The organism is Gammaproteobacteria bacterium, assembly GCA_016712635.1.
In the GTDB taxonomy this organism is placed as follows: Bacteria; Pseudomonadota; Gammaproteobacteria; order SZUA-140; family SZUA-140; genus JADJWH01.
Genome location: JADJQS010000002.1, coordinates 171,599 through 194,696, shown reverse-complemented (window position 1 = coordinate 194,696; position 23,098 = coordinate 171,599). Strand labels below are relative to the sequence as shown.

Sequence of the window (23,098 nt, the reverse complement as noted above, 5' to 3'; positions counted from 1 at the left end):
AAGCCGGCACGATTACTGCTGCGGCGCCTGTCCGAGGCGGCGCAGCTTGCGCGCCTCCCAGCTCCTGACCACCTGCAGACGCCAGAGGCCGCGGATGAGGAGGTTGCCCGCGATCGCGCTGACCGTCGCGACGATCAGGCAGCCGAGCAGGAAGGGCTCCCAGATGGACGACAGTTCCGTGGTGAGCCATTCCAGCGTGGGTTCGAAATGGATCTTGCGCGCCGGCACCTGCAGCAGCCAGGCACCCAGCTTGTAGCACAGGAAGAAAAGCGGCGGCATGGTGAACGGATTGGTGATCCACACCAGGCTGGCGGCAATCGGCAGGTTGACGCGCGAGGCGATCGCGATCGCCGCGGCGAACACCATCTGGAACGGCACGGGTATGAAGGCGATGAACAGCCCGACGGAAAACGCGCCCGCGACGGAGCGCCGGTTCATGTGCCAGAGGTTGGGGTCGTGCAGCAGGGTACCGAAGAAGCGCAGGTGTCTGTGCTCCTTGATGACGTGGTGCTCCGGCAGGAAGCGCTTCAGCAGTCTTTTCGGCATCGGGGTTATGGGGTAGATTCTCCGCAGACGGACATTATCCACAATACTGCTCAGGGACAGAAGCATGGGTCAGGGAACGACCTCATTTCTGCTCGGCGTGCTGGCGTTTCAGCAGCTGCCCGTACTCCCCGCGCCCGCCTGGGCGCTGACCTTCGTTCCCCTGGCGGTGCTGGCCGTCCGCTTCCGCGCCCTGCGGCTCCCCGCCGCCTGCGCCGCCGGCTTCCTGTGGTCGCTGCTGCATGCACAGCATATCCTCGCGCCCGGCCTCGTTCCCGATCTGGAGGGCAGGGATCTGGAGGTGGAAGGCGTCATCGTCTCCATCCCCGAACGGCTGGAAGGGGCGACGCGTTTCCAGTTCCGGGTCGAGCGCATGGGCGACGGCGCACCCGTGCCGCCGCCGGGCCGGGTCCGGCTCAGCTGGTACAACGACGCCCCGGAGCTGCGCGCGGGGGAACGCTGGCGCCTGCGGGTGCGGATGAAGCGCCCGCACGGCTTCCATAATCCGGGCGGCTTCGATTTCGAGGGCTGGCTGTACCAGAACCGGATCCGCGCCACCGGTTACGTGAGGCCCGCGGCGGACAATCGCCGGCTGGAAACGGCCGCCCCGGGATATTTACTGCAGCGGGTGCGCCAGGACCTGTTCGAGCGGCTGGACGGGACGCTCGCCGGACGTGAACTGGGCGGCGTCATCAGCGCGCTGGCGATCGGGGAGCGCCAGGGCATCACCCAGGGCCAATGGGATGTCTTCCGGCGCACCGGCACCACCCATCTGGTCGCGATCTCCGGCCTGCACGTGGGCATGATCTCCGGGCTGGTGTTTTTCGCCGTCCGCCGGCTGTGGGCGCGGCTGGGCAGGGTCCCGCTGTACTGGCCGGCGCAGCAGGCGGCGGCGGTCGCCGCGCTGGCGGCCGCGTTCGTGTACGCGGCGCTCGCGGGCTTCTCCATCCCCACCCAGCGTACCGTCGTCATGATCGGTGTGGTGATGCTGGCCGTGCTGCGGCGGCGCCATCACGCGCCCGGCCGGACGCTGATGACGGCCCTGCTGTGCGTGCTGCTGCTCGACCCGCTGGCGGTGATGAACGGCGGTTTCTGGCTCTCCTTCGGGGCCGTGGCGGCGATCCTCTTCGGCATGAACCAGCGCGCGGGCCGGGAGGCCTGGTGGCTGCGCGTGGGCCGCCTGCACGTGCTGGTCGCCGTGGCGCTGGCGCCGTTGCTGCTGGCCCTGTTCCAGCAGGTGTCCCTCGTCTCACCGCTGGCCAACCTCGTCGCGGTGCCGTGGGTGACGCTGGGGGTGGTTCCGCTCGTGCTGGCGGGATGCGCGCTGCAGGCACTGCTGCCCGCGCTGGGCGCCCCGCTGCTGCGGCTGGCGGAGGCCGTGCTGTCCTGGCTGTGGCCGCTGCTGGAGCGCATGTCATCCTATGACGCGTTGCAGTGGACACAGCCCGTCCCCGCGGGATGGACAATCGCCGCCGCCGCGATCGGCGTGACGCTGCTGATCGCGCCGCGCGGCCTGCCGGGCCGCTGGCTGGGGATCGTGTGGCTGCTCCCGGCACTGCTCGTCGCGCCGGCCCGGCCGGCGGCCGGCGAGCTCTGGTTCACGCTGCTCGACGTCGGGCAGGGCCTGGCCGCCGTGGCCTGGACGCGCGATCACGTGCTGGTGTACGACACCGGTCCGCGCTTCAGCGCCGACTTCGATGCCGGCAGCGCCGTCCTGCTGCCGTTCCTCCGTTTCCACGGGCTGGAACACATCGACACCCTGGTCATCGGTCATGGAGACAACGACCATATCGGGGGTGCGGCCGCGCTGTCCGGCGAGGTCAGCGTCGGGCGGGTGCTCTCCAGCGTGCCCGATCGCATCCCGTGGTGGCACGCGGAACACTGCCGGCGCGGCCAGGCCTGGGATTGGGACGGCATCCGCTTCGAGGTCCTGCACCCCGGGCCCGGCGGCGGGTTTGCCGGCAACGACGCCTCCTGCGTGCTGCGCATCGCCAACGCCGCCGGCGCGATCTTGCTGACCGGCGACATCGAGGAGCCGGCCGAAGCCCGGCTGGTGCGCGATGACTCCCTGGTCCTGTCCGCGGACGTGCTCGTCGCGCCGCATCACGGCAGCAAGTCCTCGTCGAGCGCGCCGTTCATCGCGCGGGTCGGGCCGCGCCATGTCCTGTTCCCGGCCGGTTATCGCAACCGCTGGGGATTTCCGCATCCTGTGGTGACCGAGCGCTATCGCTCCGCGGGCGCGGTACTGTACAGTTCGGCGGAGCACGGCGCGCTGACGGTCAGGCTGCCCGCCGCCGGCCAGGTTGAGCCGCCCGCCGCGCACCGGCGCGAGTTTGTGCGTTACTGGCACGCGCGCTGACCGGCGCCGTGCCGGGAAGCGGTTTCCGGGCCGGGGTGAATCAAGTATCATAGGCGCGGTCTTTTACTCATCCATGCGGGCAACTCTGACAGGGAAGGCATGCCGTGTTTGAAGTGATCAAAGCAGGCGGCTGGGTCATGCTGCCGATCGTCCTGTGCTCGACGATCGCACTCGCGATCGTGCTCGAGCGTTTGTGGGCCCTGCGACGGCAGCGCATCTGCCCGGGCAATCTGGTCAGCCAGATCTGGCACTGGGCGAACAAGGACGAGCTCAATGCGTCCCATATCGCGGAACTGCGCTCGGGTTCCCCGCTCGGGCGGGTGCTCGCCGCCGGCCTGGTGAACCTGCACCAGGACCGCCAGATCATGAAGGAGAGCATCGAGGACACCGGTCGCCACGTGGTGGTCGAACTGGAGCGCTACCTGAACACGCTCGGCACCATCGCCGCGATCAGCCCGCTGCTCGGGCTGCTCGGCACCGTGCTCGGCATGATCAAGATCTTCACCGCCATCAACGTCGCCGGGCTCGGCAACCAGGCGGTGCTCGCCGGCGGCATCGCGGAGGCCCTGATCACCACCGTCGCCGGGCTTTCGGTGGCGATCCCGAGCATCATGTTCTACCGCTACTTCCGCGGCCGTGTCGATGAACTGGTGGTCTACATGGAGCAGCAGGCGCTCAAGATGGTGGAAATCCTGCATGGCGAGCGGGTGATGGAGGCGGTCCCCGCGCCATGAAGCTGCGCCAGAGCCGCCGCGAGGAGCCCGAGATCAATCTGATCCCGCTCATCGACGTCATGCTGTTCCTGCTGATCTTCTTCGTGGTGACGACGACCTTCACGCGCAATTCGGGCATCACCCTCAACCTGCCCGAGGCCTCGCCGCGGCCGGTGGAGGAGCAGGAGGCCCCGGTCGAGGTCGTGGTCGACGCCCAGGGCCGCTACTACGTGAACGACCAGCTGGTGGTGAACAAGCAGATCGAGACCCTGAAGAAGGCGCTGCAGCTGGCAACCCAGGGCACGGACCATCCGGCGCTGGTCATCAGTGCCGACGCGAACGCCACGCACCAGTCCGTGGTGAGCGCGCTCGATGCCGCGCTCCAGCTCGGCATCGTCCAGGTCTCCATGACGACGCGGCAGCCGGAAGGCGCGCAACCCTGAAGAGGCGCGATGCCGCCTGCCATCCATTCTCCTCCGCGCCGTGACGCCGCGGCCTGCACAGGATCCGGGCGCATCCGATGAAATCCCGCCGCGGCGCGATGGACGCACTGCTCGAAATCTGGTACGGGAAAAGCCCGCTGGCGACGCTGTTGCGGCCGCTGTCCTGGGTTTACCGCCTGCTGGTCATGCTCCGGCGCGGCATGTACAGCCTGGGACTGCGCCGCGTCACGCGGCTCAACGTGCCCGTCATCGTGGTCGGCAACATCACGGTCGGCGGCACCGGCAAGACGCCGTTCGTGATCTGGCTCGCCGGCCTGCTCGCGCGTGAGGGATGGGCGCCCGGCATCGTCGCGCGCGGTTACCGCGGTCAGGCGCGACACTGGCCGCAGCAGGTGCGCCCGGATGCCGATCCGGCGATCGTGGGGGACGAGGCGCTGGTGCTGTCCAGGCGCTGCGCGTGTCCGGTGAGCGTCGGTCCGGACCGCGCCGCCGCCGCGGAGGCGTTGCTGCATTACCACGGCTGCGACATCATCATCTCGGACGACGGGCTGCAGCATTACGCCCTCGCGCGCGATATCGAGATCGCGATGGTGGACGGCGTGCGCCGCTTCGGCAACGGCTACTGCCTGCCCGCGGGTCCGCTGCGCGAGCCGGTCAGGCGGCTGGAGCGGGCCGATTTCACGGTCGTCACCGGCGGCGCGGCGCTGCGGCATGAATACCTGATGACCCTGCACGCGTCCGCGCTGCGCAATGTGCGGCGCGACAGCCAGGCGTATGCGCCCGACAAGTTCCCGCATCGCCGGTTCCACGCGGTCGCCGGCATCGGCAACCCGGCGCGGTTCTTCCGCCAGTTGAAGCAGCTCGATTTCGGCTTCACGGAACACGCCTTCGCCGACCATCACGATTTTTCCGCCGCGGACCTCGCCTTCGGCGACGACCTGCCGGTGGTGATGACGGAAAAGGACGCGGTCAAATGCCGCCGTTTCTGTCATGATAATTGCTGGTATCTGGCTGTCGACGCGCGGCCGGATGAGCGGCTCGAGGCGCGCCTGCTGGCCATGGTGCAGAAACTGCGCCGCGCTCCCGCTCCGCAGACGGCAGAAGAACGGAGGTGACCCCGATGGACAAGAAACTGCTCGATATACTCGCCTGCCCCCTGTGCAAGGGGCCGCTGGTGTACCTGAAGGACGCGCGCGAGCTGGTCTGCAAGGCCGACCGCCTGGCGTTCCCGATCCGCGACGACATACCGGTCATGCTCGAGGACGAGGCGCGCGAACTCGCCGCCGAAGAGGAAGTCTGATGGGTTTCATCGTCGTCATCCCGGCGCGATACGCGTCGACGCGCCTGCCGGGCAAGCCGCTGCGCCTGCTCGCCGGGAAGCCGATGATCGAACATGTCTGCCGGCGCGCGCGCGCGAGCGGGGCGGACGAGGTCATCGTCGCGACGGACGACGACCGCATCGCGCAGGCGGTGCGCGGGTTCGGCGCGCGCGCCTGCCTCACCGCGCAGGATCATCCCTCCGGCACCGACCGCCTGGCCGAGGTCGCGCGCCTGCTCGATCTCCCGGACGACCAGGTGCTGGTCAATCTGCAGGGCGACGAGCCGCTGATGCCGCCGGCGCTGATCGACCAGGTCGCCGCGGACCTCGCGGCTCACGGCGCCGCGAGCATCGCCACGCTGTGCGAGCCGGTCGGTACTGCGGAGGAGCTGTTCGATCCCCATGTGGTCAAGGTCGTGCTGGACGAGCAGGGCTATGCGCTCTATTTCAGCCGCGCCGTCATCCCCTGGCACCGCGACGCGTTCGCGATCTCAACGCGGGAGCTGCCGGCCGGCGCGGCGCACCATCGCCACATCGGGCTCTATGCCTATCGCGCGGGGTTCATCCGCGAGTTCGTCGAATGGGAGCCATGCGCGCTCGAACGCACCGAGATGCTGGAACAGCTGCGCGCGCTCTGGCGCGGACACCGCATCCATGTGGGGATCGCGCGCGAGAAGCCCGGACCCGGGGTGGATACGGAGCGGGATCTCGAGCGGGTGGAGGAGCTGTTGCGCGCCGGCGGTCGCTGAGGCCTCAGTCGGCGAGGTCGAATTCTTCCAGCGAGGCGTCGATCAGCTCGATTTCCATTGCGGCGAGGTCGATGGCGCCGCCGGCGGTGAGGGGCAGGGCGACCGTCACCGTGGAGGGCACGCGCCGGTGCGCCTCGCCGTGCTGGTCGGCCTGGATGGTCGAATGGCTTTCGTCCTGCAGCACCAGCGCCGGTTCGTCCTCGATGACCTCGAGGATTTCGTAGGTCCTGCCGTGGTAGCGCGCGCGCGCGCCGATCAGCTTGCGCAGCCGGGCATTGCGCCGGTCCTGGGGTTGTGTGTTCCGGTCGATCATGAGGCAACGATAGCGTGCTTCGCGGCGGGTTTCAATAACGGGACGGATTTCATAAAATCTGCCTTCGATTCGAATTGCGGGAGCCCCGGGGCGCCATGGTCAAGGTTCTGTTCGTTTGCATGGGCAACATCTGCCGTTCACCGACCGCGCAGGGCGTTTTCGCCGACCTGCTGCAGCGCGAACGCCTGACGCATGCCGTCCACGTCGACTCGGCCGGGACGCACGCCTATCACACCGGGAGCGCGCCGGATCCGCGTGCGCAGGCGGCGGCGAAACGGCGCGGGATCGACCTCGGTCCGCAGGCGGCGCGCCAGGTCAGGGACGACGACTTCGAAGCATTCGACTACATCCTCGCGATGGATCGCGAGAACCTCGCGCTGCTGCAGGAGATGTGTCCCGCGCAATACAGTCACAAGGTGGGCCTGCTGCTGGAATACGCGCCGCATCTCGGCATCGAGGAGGTGCCCGATCCCTATTACGGCGGCAGCTCCGGATTCGATCGCGTGCTGGATATGGTGCTGGAGGCGGCGGACGGCCTGCTGCGCGACATCCGAGCGCGCCATCCCGCTGCGTCGTGAGCGGATCCCGGCCGGTCACAGCACCGGCGCGTTGACGACGGCGCCGGTGAGCGGAGAGGTCGTGACGGCGGTGAGCTGTGCAGCGGCCTTGCCGGGATCGGTGCGCCACACCAGGATGTCGAAATAGCTGCGTATATTCTCGACATATTTCAGCGCCTCGTTGCCGCGGGCGTATCCGTAGCGCGTCTGCTCGTACCACTCCTTCCGGGTGAGCAGGGGGAGAGTCTCCTTGACGTCGACCCACTTGCTCGCGTCGCCGCCGCGTTGCGCGGTCAGCGCGCGCGCGTCCTCCAGGTGGCCCAGCCCCATATTGTAGGCGGCGAGGGCGAACCAGCTGCGGTCGGGTTCGGCGATGTCCTGCGGTATGCGTGACTTGACGAGGCTGAAGTAGCGCGCACCGCCCTGGATGCTGCCGATGGGGTCGATGCGGTCCTCGATGCCGAGCTCGCTCGCGGTGGTGCGCGTCAGCATCATGATCCCCCGTACGCCGGTGGGCGAGATCGCCTCCGGATTCCAGTGCGATTCCTGGTAGCCCATCGCGGCGAGCAGGCGCCAGTCCATATCAAAGCTCTGCGCGGCCTCGATGAAATGCGGCATGTAACTCGGGAGGCGCCGGTAGATGTGGGTGATGAAACGGCGGGTCTCGACGTAGTCGAAGTCCTGCACGTGGCCGTAATAGCGTTCATGCAGTTGCCGGAGCTGGCCGTTGTCCCGGACCGTCGCGAAGAATTCCCCTGCCGCCGTGACCAGGCTGTCGTCCTCCCCCTTGGCGAATGCCCAGGCCAGGGGTTGCGGGTCGGTCACGTCGAAGGCGACGCGCAGTTCCGGGTAGAAGCGCTGATTAAGGCTGACGTCATTGGAATTCGCGATGGTGTAACTGATCTCACGCTTCCAGACCTTGTGCAGCAACTGTTTGGTGTCGGCGTCTTCGTTCTCGTGCCAGTTGATCTCCGGAAGGCCCGCGGCCAGCCACTTGAGCCGCTCGGCATGGCTGCTGCCGCTGACGACGTTGATCACGCCGCCGCCCAGGTCCGCCAGGCTGGAGGGGGTCGGGGTGCCCTTGTGGTAAACCAGTTGCTGGGAGATCCGGTCGTAGATCGGGCCGAAACGCACCAGCTTGCCGCGTTCCTGCGTGACGGCCATGCCCGCCGCGGCCAGGTCGGCGCGACCGTCCGCCACCATGGGAAGGATCGCAGTGAGGCTGGCCGGGGCCAGGATGGTGAGTTCGACGCCGAGATGATCCGCGAACAATCGGGCGAGGTCGTGCTCGAAGCCGCTCGGTCCGTCCACACCTTCGTAATACGTGGTCGGGCTGTGGCGCGTCGCCACCACCAGCTCTCCTTCGTCGACGATACGCTGGAGCTGGGTCGGCGGCGCGACATAACCGGCCAGCATCAGTCCCGTGGCGCCGGCGGCAAGGAAGGGCAGCAGGGTGCGCATGCGGCTAGCCATGACACGCGCCCCAACTCGGGAAAAATTTGCTGTATAATGGCGCGGCCTTGGGGGCGGGCGATGCCAGCGTGATCACGCCCCCGCGCATATCCCCGGAGAGGTACCGAAGTGGCCATACCGGCACCGACTCGAAATCGGTTGGGGGCTTAAACGTCCCACGTGGGTTCGAATCCCACCCTCTCCGCCATCTCCATGCCAGTGGGCCGTTGTTTCGGCCCACTGGCATGGAGATCGATGCGTGGATTCGAGACCACGTGATCGAATCGGGATGGGTTCGACGACCGGAGCACGCACCGCGTGCGCAGGGAGAACACCGGCGCGCAGCGACGGTGGCCCGCAGGGCGAGGCGCGTCGGGGCCGAATACATCCACCCTGTCCGCGAATTTTTGATTCCGGTCGTCATTCTTTAAGCTATATCCCGGGCGTTGACAGCACGCCCTCGCTAATTGTCCCCCCGCCAGTCGTGCGCGGGGTGAGCTCTATATGATCGCGCCAGCCGGGTTAAAGAACGGAACGGTCCGGAAGCACGCTTGACGTTCGCATGGGCAACTGTTCTGTGTGCCCTGTGTGGATGAATGTCCGGGAGGCGGGGCGACCGTTGATGGTTGCTTCAGGCCTGCGCGGACACTGAATCCATTCATACGGCAGATCGGGCTTGTAGGAGCTGCATGGGGTCATTGGGGGCCCAAGCCGGGATCTGCATTCCCTTATCGCTGTGTCGATATGGCGGGAATTCTATACCAGAATCGTCAAAATTGCGACGCAGGTCTCAAGATTATTTTTCCTTGGGCGCGGCAGGCCCTGTTATCCTGCGGATCGGCATGGGGTTTTTTCTGGCCCATGATAATGGCCCGCGGGAATCCGGGACGGGGCCAGCGCAGTGATCCATTGCTGCTGTCATAAAAGCTTCTTGGAAATTCAATATATTCTGTCCGATTATTATCCTTTTTGCGTATGTATGAGGGCGCGCGAACCGGCGGTTCGACAGGTGCCCGGGTCTGCCGTGTGATTCTATGCATGCCTTATGTAATCCCGGGCCGGGCAGACACCAATACTCTATTATCCTAATCCCATGACGGACATCCCTGTGGATATGCTGACGGCCGCAAATGATGCGGCGACCAATCGGGCAAGTGGAGCTGAGTCCCTGCTGGACAGGTTCAGCCACGAAAACCGCATCGCCTATTTCTCCATGGAGATCGCGCTGCGGAATGAAATTCCCACCTATGCCGGAGGCCTGGGGGTGCTGGCGGGAGACACCATGCGATCCGCGGTCGACCTCAACCTCCCCCTGGTCGCCGTCACCCTGGTCAGCCGCTCAGGGTATTTTCGCCAGGAACTGGATGCGGAGGGCAGGCAGACCGAGCATCCGTCCCCCTGGTCGCCCGCGCAGTGGGCCTCCCCGCTGGACGCCAAGATCGCCATCCGGCTCGAGGGCCGCACCGTCTGGATCATGGCCTGGCTGTACGTGCTCGAAGGCGGGATGTCCCGGGCGCAGCCGGTGGTGCTGCTCGATACCGACCTGGAAGAGAATCACGCCGAGGACCGGCTGATAACGCACCATCTGTACGGCGGTGACGATGCCTATCGCCTGAAGCAGGAGATCGTGCTCGGCATCGGCGGGTTTCGCATGCTGCAGGCGCTCGGATTCCACGTGCGGGAATATCACATGAATGAAGGCCATTCGGCCCTGCTGACGATCGAGCTGCTGAAGCAGTACGCCTACCAGGACAGGGAGGTGCGGCCGGGCGAGGCATCCTATGACCTGCCGCGCATCCGCGAGCTGTGCAATTTCACCACCCACACACCGGTCGCCGCCGGCCATGACAAGTTTCCCTATCCGCTGGTGCAGCGCGTGATGGGTGAACTGATCGATCCCGCCGTCCTGCGCCGGCTGGCCGGGGATGAGAACCTCAACATGACGCGCCTCGCCCTCAACCTCAGCGAATACGTCAACGGCGTGGCCGGGCGCCACGCCGAGATCTCGAACCACATGTTCCCGGGATACAAGGTGCATGCCGTGACCAACGGGGTGCATCCGTTCCGCTGGACCTGCCCGAGTTTCGCCCGCCTGTACAACCGGCATCTCCCCGGCTGGTGCCACGCGCCGGAGCTGCTGATGCGCGCCGATGTGACGATCGCGGACGAGGCCGTCTGGCAGGCGCATGTGGAGGCCAGGCAGACGCTGATCGACAAGGTTCGCGCCCTGACCGCGATCGCGCTGGATCCCGCGGTGATGACGCTCGGCTTCGCACGCCGCATGACGGCGTACAAGCGCCCGGACCTGCTGTTCAGCTCGCTGGAGCAGTTGCGCGCGCTGGCGGCGCGGCATCCGCTCCAGTTGGTGATCGCCGGCAAGGCCCACCCGCACGACACCGGCGGCAAGGCCCTGATCGAACAGATCCACCGGCACATGCGGGAACTCGCCGGCGCCGTTACGATCGCCTATCTGCCGGATTACGACATGGACAAGGCCGCGCTGATGGTCGCCGGGGTGGACGTCTGGCTGAACACGCCGCTCCGGCCGCTGGAGGCCTCCGGCACCAGCGGCATGAAGGCGGCGTTCAACGGCGTGCCGCAGTTGAGCGTGCTCGACGGCTGGTGGATCGAGGGCTGCATCGAGGGGGTGACCGGATGGGCGATCGGCAACGACGAGGAGACACACAACGGCGAGGATGCGAAATCGCTGTACGGCAAGCTCGGTGACGTGGTGCTGCCGATGTATTATGGTGACCGTCCCGGCTGGATCCGGGTCATGAAGGGCGCGATTTCCAAGAGTGCGCCGTTCTTCAACAGCCACCGCATGATGCGCCGCTACGTCTCCGAGGCCTATATCCGCTGACCCATGAACGGAGGCCGCATGCGAAAGGAGGCGCGCCCATGAGACTGCTCACCGTCAACGCCGGCAGTTCCTCGCTGCGTCTCGCCCTGTACGAGCGCAAGGGCGGAGAGCTCGTCTGCCTGCGGCAGGCGCATGCCGAGGCGGACGGCGCGGAGGACACCGCGCCGCTGGAAAGACTGCTGGATGCCGCGCCCGGCCGCATCGATGCGATCGCGCACCGCATCGTGCATGGCGGAAGGCGCAGTCAGTCCTGCCGCATCGACGCCGCGGTCGAGCGCGAGATCGAGGCGTGCGCACCGCTCGCACCGCTGCACAATCCCCCCGCGCTGCGCTGGATCGCGCATTGCCGCCGCCGTTTCGGCGCGGACACGGCGCAGGTCGCGGTGTTCGACACCGCGTTCTACGCCGATCTGCCGCCGGTGGCGTCCACCTATGCACTTCCGCATGAACTGGCCCGCGAACACGGCCTGCGCCGCTACGGGTTCCACGGCAGCGCGCATGCGGCCATGGTGCGCCGCTGGCGCGCGCTGCGCCCGGACCTGCCGCTCGGCGGGAGGGTCATCTCGCTGCAGCTCGGCGCCGGCTGTTCGGTGACCGCGACCGCGCAGGGCCGCGCGGTCGACACCTCCATGGGCTTCACGCCGCTCGAGGGGCTGATGATGGCGACGCGCCCGGGCGACATCGATCCCGGGCTGCTGATCCATCTGCAGCGACGCGCCGGTCTCGGCGTGGATGCCCTGGAGGACCTGCTGACGCACCGCAGCGGGCTGCGCGGCGTGTCGGGCCTGAGCGGAGACATGCGCGAGCTGCTTGCGAGCCGCGAGCCCCGCGCCGAGCTCGCGGTCGGGATGTTCTGCTACCGCGCGCGCAAATACGTCGGCGCCTACCTGGCCGCGCTCGGCGGTGCGGACGCCGTGCTGTTCGGCGGCGGCATCGGCGAACACAACCCGCGCATCCGTTCAGGCATCCTCGACGGCCTCGAGCACCTCGGCATCCTGCTGGATCCGGTCCGCAACGAGTCCGCCACCGGCACGGAGGCCCGCATCAGCGCGGACGCCAGCCGCATCGAGGTGCGCGTCATGACGGTGGACGAGGGGCGGGTGCTGGCGGAAGAGGCGGAGAATATATTAAACACAGGACTGAAGACTAAGGACTAAGAAAATTCCTGGGACACCCGTGTGCGCGGGTCTGTGATTTTGTAGCCCGGATGAAGGCGCGGAGCGCCGGAATCCGGGAGGCCGATATCCCCGGATTCCGCTGCGCTCCATCCGGGCTACGAGATCTGGCGGAGGAACTCTTAAACACAGGACTAAGGACTCAGTAAAATGCAAAACACTCTTGACTGGGCTATTGGATATCGAACTCCACCATCCTTCCTGCACATGACAGGATTTTGATTTTCTACTCAGTCCTTAGTCCTCAGTCCTCAGTCCTGATCTTTTTAGGGAGTAACCATATGGATACCGCACACACCACCCAATCCGGCCCCCTGTCCGCCGACGAACTGCGCCGGATCAACGCCTGGTGGCGGGCGGCGAATTATCTGTCCGTCGGCCAGATCTTCCTGCTCGACAATCCGCTGCTGAAGGAGCCGCTCACGATCGGGCACGTCAAGCCGCGCCTGCTCGGTCACTGGGGGACGACGCCGGGTCTCAATTTCATCTATGCCCACATGAACCGCGCGATCCGCGCCCGCGACCTCGGCGCGATCTTCATCGCAGGTCCCGGCCACGGCGGGCCGGGGCTGGTCGCCAGCACCTACCTCGAAGGCAGTTACACCGAGTTCTATCCCAACGTCACGCGCGACGCCGAGGGCATGAAGCGCCTGTTCCATCAGTTCTCCTTCCCCGGCGGCGTCGGCAGTCACGTCACCGCCGAGACGCCGGGATCGATCCACGAGGGCGGCGAGCTCGGCTACGCGCTGTCGCACGCCTACGGCGCCGTGTTCGACAACCCGGACCTGCTCGCCTGCTGCGTGGTCGGCGACGGCGAGGCGGAGACCGGACCGCTGGCCACCGCCTGGCACTCCAACAAGTTCCTCAACCCGGCGCGCGACGGCGCGGTGCTGCCGATCCTGCACCTGAACGGCTACAAGATCGCCAACCCGACCGTGCTGGCGCGCATCAGCCACGAGGAACTCGAAAGCCTGTTCATCGGCTACGGCTACCGGCCGTGGTTCGTCGAGGGTTCGGACCCGGCGGCGATGCACCAGCAGATGGCCGCCGCGCTCGACCAGATGCTCGACGAGATCCGCCGCATCCAGCACGAGGCGCGTGAACACGGCGCGGTCGAGCGTCCGCGCTGGCCGCTGATCGTGCTGCGCACGCCCAAGGGCTGGACCGGACCGAAGGTGGTGGACGGAAAGAAGGTCGAGGGTCACTGGCGTTCGCACCAGGTGCCGTTCGCGGACCTGGCCGAGAAGCCGGAGCACCTTGCGGTGCTCGAACAGTGGATGAAGAGTTACCGCCCCGAGGAGCTGTTCGATCGCAACGGCACGCTGCTGCCGGAACTCGCCGCGCTCGCGCCGAGCGGCGAGCGGCGCATGGGATCCAATCCGCACGCCAACGGCGGCCAGTTACTGAAGGATCTGAAACTCCCCGACTATCGCGATTATGCGGTGAAGGTGCCGACGCCGGGCGCCGTGAGGCCGAGGCGACCCGCGTCATGGGCGCGTTATTGCGCGATGTCATGCGACACAACGCAGCGAACCGCAACTTCCGCGTGTTCGGCCCCGACGAGACCGCCTCCAACCGGCTCGGCGACCTGTTCGAGGTCACCGACCGCGCCTGGATGGCCGAACGCCTTCCCGGGGACGACCACCTCGCGCCGGACGGCCGCGTGATGGAGATCCTCTCCGAGCACACCTGCCAGGGCTGGCTCGAAGGCTATCTGCTCACCGGGCGCCACGGCCTGTTCTCCTGCTACGAGGCCTTCATCCACATCATCGACTCGATGTTCAACCAGCACGCCAAGTGGCTGAAGGTGAGCAAGGAGGTACCGTGGCGGCGTCCGGTCGCCTCGCTCAATTACCTGCTCACCTCGCATGTCTGGCGCCAGGACCACAACGGCTTCTCGCACCAGGACCCGGGCTTCATCGACCATGTCGTCAACAAGAAGGCCGACATCATCCGCGTCTACCTGCCGCCCGACGCCAACACGCTGCTGTGCGTCACCGACCACTGCCTGCGCAGCCGCGACTTCGTCAACGTCATCGTTGCCGGCAAGCAGCCGCAGGCGCAGTGGCTGGACATCGACGCCGCAATGAAACACTGCTCCGAGGGCATCGGCATCTGGGAGTGGGCGAGCAGCGACCGCGACGGCGAGCCCGACGTGGTGCTGGCCTGCGCCGGCGACGTACCCACGCTGGAGACGCTGGCCGCGGTCGACCTGCTGCGGCAGCACCTGCCGGAGCTGCGCGTGCGCGTGGTCAACGTCGTCGACCTGATGACCCTGCAGCCGCGGGAGGAGCATCCGCACGGCTTGTCCGACGCCGACTTCGACGCCCTGTTCACCGTCGACAAGCCGATCATCTTCGCCTACCACGGGTATCCGTGGCTGATCCACCGTCTGACCTACCGCCGTACCAACCACCACAACCTGCACGTGCGCGGCTACAAGGAGGAGGGCACGACCACCACGCCCTTCGACATGGTCGTGCGCAACGACCTCGACCGCTTCCACCTGGTAAACGACGTCATCGACCGCGTCCCGGGGCTGGGTTCGAAGGCCGCCTACCTCAAGCAATTCCTGCGCGACAAACACATCGAACACAGTGAATACATCCGCCGCCACGGACAGGACATGCCGGAGATTCGCGACTGGAGCTGGCCAAGCCGGTGATTTGCTGGTAAAAAGCCAATATAGGAGAGGGTACAGGGAGAGGCTGTGAAGAGGGAGTCGGGCCAGATGCGATCTTGGCCTGAATCTCGCATTGTCGAGGCAAAGGCATGCGAGGAACATCCAAACCACACGCACAAGGAAACGGTGAATCCATGGCCAGACTCTATATATTGGTGCTCTGCGGCCTGCTCGCCAGCGCCCCCCTGATGGCGCAGGAGGCGGAGGTGCAGCAGGAAAATGTCCGATACGTCAATGACATGATACGTATCGACGTGCGCACGGCGGCGAATCCGCAGTCCAACATCATCGAGGTGATCCCGAGCGGCACGCGCCTGGTCGTGCTGGAGGAGGGGGCGGGCGACTTCGTCCGCGTGCGTCTGGAATCCGGCGCCGTGGGCTGGGTGCTCGGTCGTTTCCTGACCGAGGAGCCCATCGCGCGGACCCGGGTGGACGCCGCGCAGGCCAAGCTCGAGGGTCTGCAGACCGAGCGGACGCGCCTGTACGCGGAGCTCAACAAATACAAGGAAGAGCGCAACACCTACAAGGCGGACCTCGATAAACTGCAGGCCGAGCACGAAACCCAAAGCCGGGAGCTGACGGATCTCCGGACCACGAGCAGCACGGCGGTGAATATCAGCAATGAGAACCGCCGCCTGAAATCGGACCTGGACCAGGAAACCCAGCGGCGCACCGAGGCCGAGGCCCGCGCCGCGGGGGCGACCACGAAGCTCTTCATGGCGGGGGTGATCTGCGCCGTGGTCGGCGCGGTGCTGGGCTTTTTCGTCGGCAGCGGCCCGTCGCGCGCCGAGAAGAAGTGGCGCCGCATGCCGATCTGAACGCGCCGGCGTTCCCCCCGGCGTCCGGGTCAGGGGCCGGAAATCTATGCGTTTTTACCGGTTTTCGATTGTCTTGAAACCGGCCATGTTGTAATCTTTCGCATCCCGCGGCTCCCAGGCCCGCGCGGTTCTGTATTCCTCCGGAGAGGTGTCCGAGCGGTCGAAGGAGCACGCCTGGAAAGTGTGTGTACGCCAAAAGCGTACCGAGGGTTCGAATCCCTCCCTCTCCGCCATACCCATGTCATTGCGCATGGGGACAGATTTTAAATCTGTCCCCATTATTCATTCGTCCCACCTCATCCGTTTTGTAGTCAGCTTTCAGCAAGCAGATTATTTCTCGATAATCTTAGCCAGAGTTCTTTCAGGTCATATAGCTTAGGGAGCTTCTGATTAATTCGTCATTCCGGGCGAAGCGGAGCGTAGACCCGGAATCCAGAGGTTTCAATTCTGTGTGTGTTATAGAAGGCACGGTGGAATATATCGGCTGGCGGCACACCCGGGTGCGGGCCTTCAACAAGAACCCGATCTACGTACCCAACGCGCTGTTCACCAACATCGTGGTGGAGAATCCCACGCGGATGACCAACCGCCGCATCAAGGAGACCGTCGGCATCCGCTACGACGACATCGCGCAGATGGATGCCATCGTCACGGACATACAGGCCATGCTGAAAAGCCATCCGGAGATCGACACGACCCAGACGCTGATCGTCAACTTCAGCACCTTCGGCCCTTCCTCGCTGGACATCCTGATCTACACTTTCACGAAGACGAAGGAATGGGTGCGTTATCACGAGGTCAAGCAGGACGTGCTGCTCAAGGTGGCGGAGATCATCGCCCGTAACGGCGCGGAGATCGCCTTCCCGACGCGGACACTGCACCTCGACAGCAGCGCCATGGCTGCAAGCGAATCAGAAGACGTCGGGAAAGTCTGACCTTTCTTCACCGAAGGGTGCCCAGGACAGGTGAGAGAGTATTCAAAGTATCAGGCGACCAGTGCCTCATACAGTATCATATCCGGGCGAACTTGCTGGCCATGGCTCAAATCTCTTCGGGTATGCCACCCATGTGACTGTCAGATTATTCAGGATTCTCATTACGAAATGAGAGGAAGAATCTGGCCATCCACTTTAACCGCAGTTCTCTTGTAGCCCACTTGGGATGGTGTCAATTATTTCAAGGTGGGTTCAATCTCAGTGTGTGTTAGCGCACCGAGTTGGAATCATATACGACCTAATCTGCTTGCTGGGATTCATTTTTGAATCCATCGTCCAGTTGCCAGCGGCAGGAGGTTAGGTGTGAATCGTGTGCAATCGTTTTCAATCTCGCCAGTAAGGGCATCAAGCATAATCGGAACGGATGTTGTTAATCCGGACGGCGAAAATCTCGGCGACGTTAAGGAAGTCGTCATAGATCCCAGTACCGGAAAGATTGCCTATGCTGTCGTAGCATTTGGAGGATTTCTCAGCATGGGTGAAAAGCTGTTTGCAATTCCATTCAGTGCGTTCACATACGATGTGGAAGACAATGATTATATCCTTGATGTTACGAAGGAGGAATTGAAGGAGGCGCCAGGATTTGACGCCAATCATTGGCCATCTATGGCAGATGAAAAATGGAACCGCGATATATATAGATACTACGCGCGTCAGCCATATTGGGAGTGAGGCCGTTATTCGTGTCGCGGCTGGAAGGCTGTGTGGCGAGGGTATAAATCTAAAGAAAAGAGTGTTGCATGTGTTTGGTGTTTAATGTGTTAGCCATCCGACTAACTGGCAGGACGAAACATAGGTATAAATACCATGAATAAAATTATTATCGCTGCGGTAACAGCCGCAATCGGTTTTTTCAGCGTAAGCGCGATAGCAACAGGCTTGACAATGGAAGAGCATGAGGCCGTAGAGGCGGCAATTGTAGCCGTGCATAAAGCAGACAAAGAAAGTTGTAATTCATCTTCTGGAGGTGTGAAAAAGAATTGCCTGGACAAGGCGGAAAGAAAGCAAAGGGATGCGATGGAACAGCTTGAGTCTGATGGCAATGCTTTTGGAAAGGAGCTATTCAACGCAGATGTCTCTAAAGCGGTCGCCGAGTATTCAATTGATAAAGATAAATGTAATCAAAAGACGGGAAGCATAAATGATCTCTGTTTAAGAGAGGCTTCCGCAAAACAGATTAACGCAATATCCGCTGCCAAGGAGAAGTTGAAGGCGGATACCGAGGTTAAGGAAGAGGTGGAAAGATCATCTAAAGGCACTGCTGATGTCAACTAGAGCCTGTCTCAATAAATACTATTACTTTCATTAAACTCCTGCGGCTCTATGGTAATACTGCGCCCATAAATTCCAGGCTTTGTGCAGATCGCAACCATAATTGGATAGCAAAAACTACTTATCATGGAGAATTAATTATGAAAATCAAAAAATCGATTGCCACAATCAGTCTCATAGTGTTTGGACTGTTTGCTTGTACTGCTGTCTTTGCCGATAGCAAACAGGAGATAGATGCCAGTGTGAGCCAGGCATTGAAACAGTTCTACGCGCAATCCCCGAAGCATAAGGAGCTCGCAGACAAGGCGTATGGCATGCTCGTCTTTCCGCGCATAACCAAGGGCGGCATAGGCGTCGCCGGCGAGTATGGCGAGGGTGTCCTGCAAGTCAAGGGGGAGAATGTCGACTATTACAACATAGGATCTGCGTCAGTCGGCCTTACATTGGGTATTGCGAGCCGTAGCGAGATCGTCATGTTTATGAATCAGGAATCGCTGGAAAAATTCAAGAATAGCAATGGTTGGAAAGTTGGTGTCGACGCGGGTGTTGCTGTTGTTACCCAGGGTGCTGGCGGCCAATACGATACCAAAACTCTGCAGCAACCTATCATCGGCTTTGTTTTTGGAGAAAAGGGTCTGATAGGCGATCTGTCGTTTGAGGGCTCTAAAATCACGAAGCTTCAGAAGTAGGTGGATGCATCACAGGCGCAGGCACGCCAGGGGGTATTGCATGACGGCGTGATTCATCCCCATCGGATGCGTTACACTATCGCCTGGCTCGATAACTACGGCCCGGGTATCCAGTATGTTGCGCATCACCGAAATCAAACTGCCGCTCGAGCATCCCGCCGCTGCGCTCCGTGCCGCGATAGTGAAACGGCTGGAGGTGGCCGACCATGAACTGATCCGCTATTCCGTGGTTCGCCGCGCCGTGGACGCGCGCCAGCCGGCCATCGCGTTCATCTATACGGTGGATGCCGAGGTCGGGGACGAGCCGTCGATCCTTCATCGACTGAAGGATGAGCGGCGCATCTCCCGCGCGCCCGACATGAGCTATCGTTTCGTCGCGCGCGCGCCGGCGGGTTCCGTCCTGCGGCCGGTCGTGATCGGCACAGGTCCATGCGGGCTGTTCGCGGGCCTGCTGCTGGCGCAGATGGGCTTTCGTCCCATCATCTTCGATCGCGGCAAGAGCGTGCGCGAGCGTACGCAGGACACCTGGGGCCTGTGGCGCAAGTCGGTGCTCGATCCGGAATCCAACGTCCAGTTCGGCGAGGGCGGCGCCGGAACGTTCTCCGATGGTAAGCTCTACAGCCAGGTCAAGGACCCGCGCCACCTCGGGCGCAAGGTGCTCGACGAATTCGTCAAGGCCGGCGCACCGCCCGAAATCCTCTACGTGGCCAAGCCGCATATCGGCACGTTCCGGCTGGTGGGCATCGTCGAGGCCCTGCGCGAGACCATCCAGGCGCTGGGCGGGGAGATCCGCTTTCAGTGCAAGGTCGAGCAGGTGGAGATCGAACAGGGGCAGGTGCGCGGCGTGGTGCTCGCCGACGGCGAACGCATTGCCGCCGATCACGTCGTGCTGGCGGTCGGGCATAGCGCGCGCGATACCTTCCAGATGCTGTACGACCGCGGCGTGTACATCGAGGCCAAGCCGTTCTCCATCGGTTTCCGCATCGAGCATCCGCAGTCGCTCATCGACCGCGCGCGCTACGGTAAAAACGCCGGCAATCCGCTGCTCGGCGCCGCCGACTACAAGCTGGTCCATCACTGCAGGAACGGCCGCTCGGTCTACAGTTTCTGCATGTGCCCCGGCGGCACCGTGGTGGCCGCCACGTCGGAGCCGGGGCGCGTCGTCACCAACGGCATGAGCCAGTATTCGCGCAACGAGCGCAACGCCAACAGCGGCATCGTGGTCGGCATCACGCCCGCCGACTATCCCGGGCATCCGCTCGCCGGCATTGCCTACCAGCGCCAGTGGGAGGCGCGCGCGTATGAGGCGGGCGGTAATAATTACTGCGCGCCCGCGCAGCGCGTCGGCGATTTCCTGGCGGGACGGCCCTCGACCGGGCCGGGTTCAGTCGCGCCGTCCTACCAGCCGGGTGTGCGCATGACCAGCCTGGATACCTGCCTTCCCGACTACGCTATCGAGGCGATACGCGAGGCGCTGCCCGCCTTCGGGAAACAGATCCGGGGTTTTGCGATGGAGGATGCGGTGCTGACCGGCGTCGAGACGCGCACCTCGTCGCCCATCCGTATCCTGCGTAACGCTGAATACCAGAGCGTGAACACCCGCGGTCTGTATCCGGCCGGGGAGGGTGCGGGCTATGCGGGCGGCATCCTGTCCGCCGCCATCGATGGTATCGAAGTGGCCGAGGCCGTCGCCCTGTCGATGACTAAAGCGCAGGAAGGGTAAACGCCCATCGCAAATCGGCGGTCCGTCAATCCGGTCCGTAACCGACCGCGACGATCTCGAGGGTCTCCGCGCCGGACGGGGTGGTCAGCCTGACCGTGTCGCCGGCGCGCGCCTTCAGCAGCGCCTTGGCGACCGGGGACTGCCAGTTGATCTTGCCATGGTCGAGGTCGGCCTCGTCGATGCCGACCAGCGTGACGGTGTGTTCGTTGCCGTCTTCGCGCGCATAGGTGACGGTGGCGCCGAAGAACACCTGCTCCAGTCCCCGCTGCAGCTTCGGGTCCACGACCTCGGCGCTCTCCAGCCGCTTGGTCAGGTAGCGCGCGCGGCGGTCGATCTCGCGCAGGCGTTTCTTGTTGTAGGTGTAATCGCCGTTTTCCGAGCGGTCGCCGTTGCCGGCCGCCCACGAGACGATCGCGACGATGCGCGGGCGTTCCTCGCGCAGCAGCCAGCGCAATTCCTCCTGCAGCGCCGCGTATCCGGCCGGTGTCATGTAGTTCTTGATGTGGGCGGGCAGCGGGTCCGGCGTGTCCAGCTCCTCTTCCTCGTCCGTCTCCGTCTCTTTGGTGAAGGCCTTGCTCATGGGCGGTCTCACTTCGGCCTGAGTTCAATCGCGCGCTGGCAGGCGGTGGCGACGTCGGGGCAGAACAGCAGGTCGTTCTCGCGCGGCGCGATGCCGGTCTGGACCAGCGCCTGTTCCAGGCGCGGTGACAGATTGCTCAGCAGCACCAGCACGCCCTGGCGGTGCAGCCGGCTCAGCAGGGTCTCGAGCGCGACCGTGCCGGTCATGTCGATCATCGGCACGTCCTTCATGTCGAGCACGATCGCGCGGATGTCGCCGCGCACCCGCAGCAGCACGCCCATCGCCTTTTCGGCCGCGCCGAAGAAGAGCGGGCCGTTGATGTCATAGACGGCGACGTGTGACGGCAGGTTCGCATGCTGGTGATCCGAGCCCTCGGTGATCAGCTCCGTCCCGGTCAGTTCCGACATGCGGCGGATGAACAGCAGCGCGGCCAGCACCACGCCGACGCCCACTGCGATCACCATGTCGAATACCACTGTCAGCGTGAAGCAGACCAGCAGCACCAGCACGTCGCTGCGCGGGGCCACGCGGACGATGTGCCCGAAGTGCTTGGCCTCGCCGATGTTCCACGCCACCATCATCAGGAAGCCGGCCAGTGCCGCCATCGGCACATACGACAGCCAGCCGGAGAAGAACTGGATGATCAGCAGGATCACCAGCGCGTGCACGACCGCGGCCACCGGCGAGTGGGCGCCGGTGCGGATGCTGGTCGCGGTGCGGGCGATGGCGGCCGTGGCGGTGATCCCGCCGAAGAACGGCGCGACGATATTGCCGATCCCCTGGCCGACCAGCTCCGCGTTCGGATTATGCCGGGTGGCGGTCAGTCCGTCCGCCACGACGGCGCACAGCAGCGACTCTATCGCCCCCAGCAGGGCGATGGCAAAGGCGGGACCGATCAGTTCCTGGAAGAGATGCAGCGAAAGGTGCAGCGGCTGCCCGTCCGCGCCCGCCATCAGCCACGGCAGGCTGAATCCGGGGAGCGAGGGCGGAATCCCCGCGCCGCGCACGCCGTCCATCATGTATTCGAAGCGTGAGCCGATGGTCGCCACCGAGAAATCGTCCAGCCACTGCCCGCACAGCCAGGCGGTCAGCGTCGCCAGCACCAGCGCCACCAGGTGGCCCGGCACGGGCAGTTTCAGCCTGGGCCATAATATGAGCACCGCGATCGTCAGCACGGCGATCAGCGCATCCGGCCAGTGCGCGGACGGCAGGGCGGAGAAGATGGTCAGCATCATCTCGACGAAATGCCCCTCGGGCCGGGGCATGTCGAGGCCCAGGAAGTCGCGTAGCTGCAGCGCGGCGATGACGACGGCGATGCCGGCCGTGAATCCCGTCGTGACCGGATAGGGGATGAAGCGGATCAACTGGCCCATGCGGGCGATGCCCATGACGACCAGTATCAGCCCCGCCATCGCGGTGGCGAGCAGCAGCCCGCCGATGCCGAATTTCTGCGTCACCGGCAGCAGGATCACCACGAAGGCCGCCGTGGGGCCGGAGACATTGAAGCGCGACCCGCCGGTCAGGGCGATGAGCGCGCCGGCGATCATCGCCGTATACAGACCGTGCTGGGGCGGAACGCCGCTCGCGATGGCCAGGGCCATTGCCAGCGGTATGGCGATGATCCCGACGGTCAGGCCGGCGATCGCATCGCGCCGGAGCGTGTGGAGGCTGTAGCCGGTCCGCCAGGATTCGCGGACGGCCGAGGCGATCAGTGCGGCCTGGTACATGCGCCCGCCACCGGTCCTCCGCGCGTGCGCGCAGCGTCAACCCGCATGGATCGCGACGCCGGCGTATGTCGGGGAGGAATGGGGTATCGATGATATCGGGGGGAGGGTCAAACTTCCGGTTCCCTT

The 23,098-nt window shown here is 64.6% G+C and carries 20 protein-coding genes, 2 tRNA genes and 1 pseudogene; 18 read left to right on the top strand and 5 right to left on the bottom strand.

Annotation, left to right across the window (positions count from 1 at the left end):
- Positions 1-12: 12 nt before the first annotated feature.
- On the bottom strand, positions 13-546 hold the full coding sequence (locus IPK65_04035) for a DUF2062 domain-containing protein (GenBank protein ID MBK8162332.1): 534 nt from the start codon (positions 544-546) through the stop codon (positions 13-15).
- Between the two features lie 64 nt (positions 547-610).
- On the opposite strand from IPK65_04035, the gene IPK65_04030 reads away from it, so the two are divergent.
- The 6 genes from IPK65_04030 to kdsB all read left to right on the top strand — a co-directional run bounded on the left by IPK65_04030 (position 611) and on the right by kdsB (position 6,125).
- Entirely contained in the window at positions 611-2,902 is a 2,292-nt protein-coding gene (locus IPK65_04030; GenBank protein MBK8162331.1) for a DNA internalization-related competence protein ComEC/Rec2, read from the top strand.
- Between the two features lie 104 nt (positions 2,903-3,006).
- Complete coding sequence (locus IPK65_04025; GenBank protein ID MBK8162330.1) at positions 3,007-3,636, top strand: MotA/TolQ/ExbB proton channel family protein; 630 nt, start codon at positions 3,007-3,009, stop codon at positions 3,634-3,636.
- Positions 3,633-4,058, top strand: coding sequence for a biopolymer transporter ExbD (locus tag IPK65_04020; protein MBK8162329.1), 426 nt, complete (start codon positions 3,633-3,635; stop codon positions 4,056-4,058). Before IPK65_04025 ends, IPK65_04020 begins: the two co-directional genes overlap by 4 nt.
- Before the next feature lie 98 nt (positions 4,059-4,156).
- Positions 4,157-5,173 (top strand): tetraacyldisaccharide 4'-kinase, encoded by a 1,017-nt coding sequence (locus tag IPK65_04015; GenBank protein ID MBK8162328.1) that lies wholly within the window; start codon positions 4,157-4,159, stop codon positions 5,171-5,173.
- A gap of 5 nt (positions 5,174-5,178) precedes the next feature.
- Entirely contained in the window at positions 5,179-5,358 is a 180-nt protein-coding gene (locus IPK65_04010; GenBank protein MBK8162327.1) for a Trm112 family protein, read from the top strand.
- Entirely contained in the window at positions 5,358-6,125 is a 768-nt protein-coding gene (gene kdsB, locus IPK65_04005) for a 3-deoxy-manno-octulosonate cytidylyltransferase (protein ID MBK8162326.1), read from the top strand. Before IPK65_04010 ends, kdsB begins: the two co-directional genes overlap by 1 nt.
- 4 nt (positions 6,126-6,129) lie before the next feature.
- Here kdsB and IPK65_04000 read toward each other — a convergent pair whose 3' ends face one another.
- Complete coding sequence (locus IPK65_04000) at positions 6,130-6,438, bottom strand: hypothetical protein (GenBank protein ID MBK8162325.1); 309 nt, start codon at positions 6,436-6,438, stop codon at positions 6,130-6,132.
- Positions 6,439-6,533: 95 nt separating this feature from the next.
- On the opposite strand from IPK65_04000, the gene IPK65_03995 reads away from it, so the two are divergent.
- The gene (locus IPK65_03995) at positions 6,534-7,016 is read left to right on the top strand and encodes a low molecular weight phosphotyrosine protein phosphatase (protein MBK8162324.1); all 483 of its coding nucleotides are present in this window, start codon (positions 6,534-6,536) and stop codon (positions 7,014-7,016) included.
- A 15-nt stretch (positions 7,017-7,031) separates the two neighbouring features.
- Here IPK65_03995 and mltF read toward each other — a convergent pair whose 3' ends face one another.
- Positions 7,032-8,468 carry a membrane-bound lytic murein transglycosylase MltF gene (mltF, locus tag IPK65_03990; GenBank protein ID MBK8162323.1) on the bottom strand — a complete coding sequence of 479 codons (1,437 nt, stop codon included), beginning with the start codon at positions 8,466-8,468 and terminating at the stop codon, positions 7,032-7,034.
- Between the two features lie 94 nt (positions 8,469-8,562).
- On the opposite strand from mltF, the gene IPK65_03985 reads away from it, so the two are divergent.
- From IPK65_03985 to IPK65_03935, 11 genes and pseudogenes are all read left to right on the top strand, one after another.
- Positions 8,563-8,655 (top strand) — tRNA-Ser (locus IPK65_03985).
- A gap of 906 nt (positions 8,656-9,561) precedes the next feature.
- Positions 9,562-11,310 carry an alpha-glucan family phosphorylase gene (glgP, locus tag IPK65_03980; GenBank protein MBK8162322.1) on the top strand — a complete coding sequence of 583 codons (1,749 nt, stop codon included), beginning with the start codon at positions 9,562-9,564 and terminating at the stop codon, positions 11,308-11,310.
- A gap of 38 nt (positions 11,311-11,348) precedes the next feature.
- Entirely contained in the window at positions 11,349-12,467 is a 1,119-nt protein-coding gene (locus IPK65_03975) for an acetate/propionate family kinase (protein ID MBK8162321.1), read from the top strand.
- 299 nt (positions 12,468-12,766) lie between these two features.
- Positions 12,767-15,150, top strand: a pseudogene (locus IPK65_03970) (phosphoketolase family protein).
- 152 nt (positions 15,151-15,302) lie between these two features.
- Positions 15,303-15,986 carry a TIGR04211 family SH3 domain-containing protein gene (locus tag IPK65_03965; protein MBK8162320.1) on the top strand — a complete coding sequence of 228 codons (684 nt, stop codon included), beginning with the start codon at positions 15,303-15,305 and terminating at the stop codon, positions 15,984-15,986.
- 142 nt (positions 15,987-16,128) lie between these two features.
- Positions 16,129-16,219: transfer RNA gene (locus IPK65_03960), tRNA-Ser, on the top strand.
- A 153-nt stretch (positions 16,220-16,372) separates the two neighbouring features.
- Complete coding sequence (locus IPK65_03955) at positions 16,373-16,921, top strand: mechanosensitive ion channel (protein ID MBK8162319.1); 549 nt, start codon at positions 16,373-16,375, stop codon at positions 16,919-16,921.
- Positions 16,922-17,293: 372 nt separating this feature from the next.
- A complete protein-coding gene (locus tag IPK65_03950) occupies positions 17,294-17,653 on the top strand; it encodes a PRC-barrel domain-containing protein (GenBank protein ID MBK8162318.1) in 360 nt (119 codons plus the stop codon).
- A 135-nt stretch (positions 17,654-17,788) separates the two neighbouring features.
- The gene (locus tag IPK65_03945) at positions 17,789-18,256 is read left to right on the top strand and encodes a hypothetical protein (GenBank protein ID MBK8162317.1); all 468 of its coding nucleotides are present in this window, start codon (positions 17,789-17,791) and stop codon (positions 18,254-18,256) included.
- 137 nt (positions 18,257-18,393) lie between these two features.
- A complete protein-coding gene (locus tag IPK65_03940) occupies positions 18,394-18,942 on the top strand; it encodes a hypothetical protein (GenBank protein ID MBK8162316.1) in 549 nt (182 codons plus the stop codon).
- 115 nt (positions 18,943-19,057) lie between these two features.
- Entirely contained in the window at positions 19,058-20,665 is a 1,608-nt protein-coding gene (locus tag IPK65_03935; GenBank protein MBK8162315.1) for an NAD(P)/FAD-dependent oxidoreductase, read from the top strand.
- 25 nt (positions 20,666-20,690) lie between these two features.
- Here IPK65_03935 and greB read toward each other — a convergent pair whose 3' ends face one another.
- Together greB and dauA are read right to left on the bottom strand one after the other, a co-directional pair.
- Entirely contained in the window at positions 20,691-21,245 is a 555-nt protein-coding gene (gene greB, locus IPK65_03930; GenBank protein MBK8162314.1) for a transcription elongation factor GreB, read from the bottom strand.
- 8 nt (positions 21,246-21,253) lie between these two features.
- Positions 21,254-22,972, bottom strand: a complete 1,719-nt coding sequence (dauA, locus tag IPK65_03925; protein ID MBK8162313.1) for a C4-dicarboxylic acid transporter DauA — start codon at positions 22,970-22,972, stop codon at positions 21,254-21,256.
- Positions 22,973-23,098 lie beyond the last annotated feature (126 nt).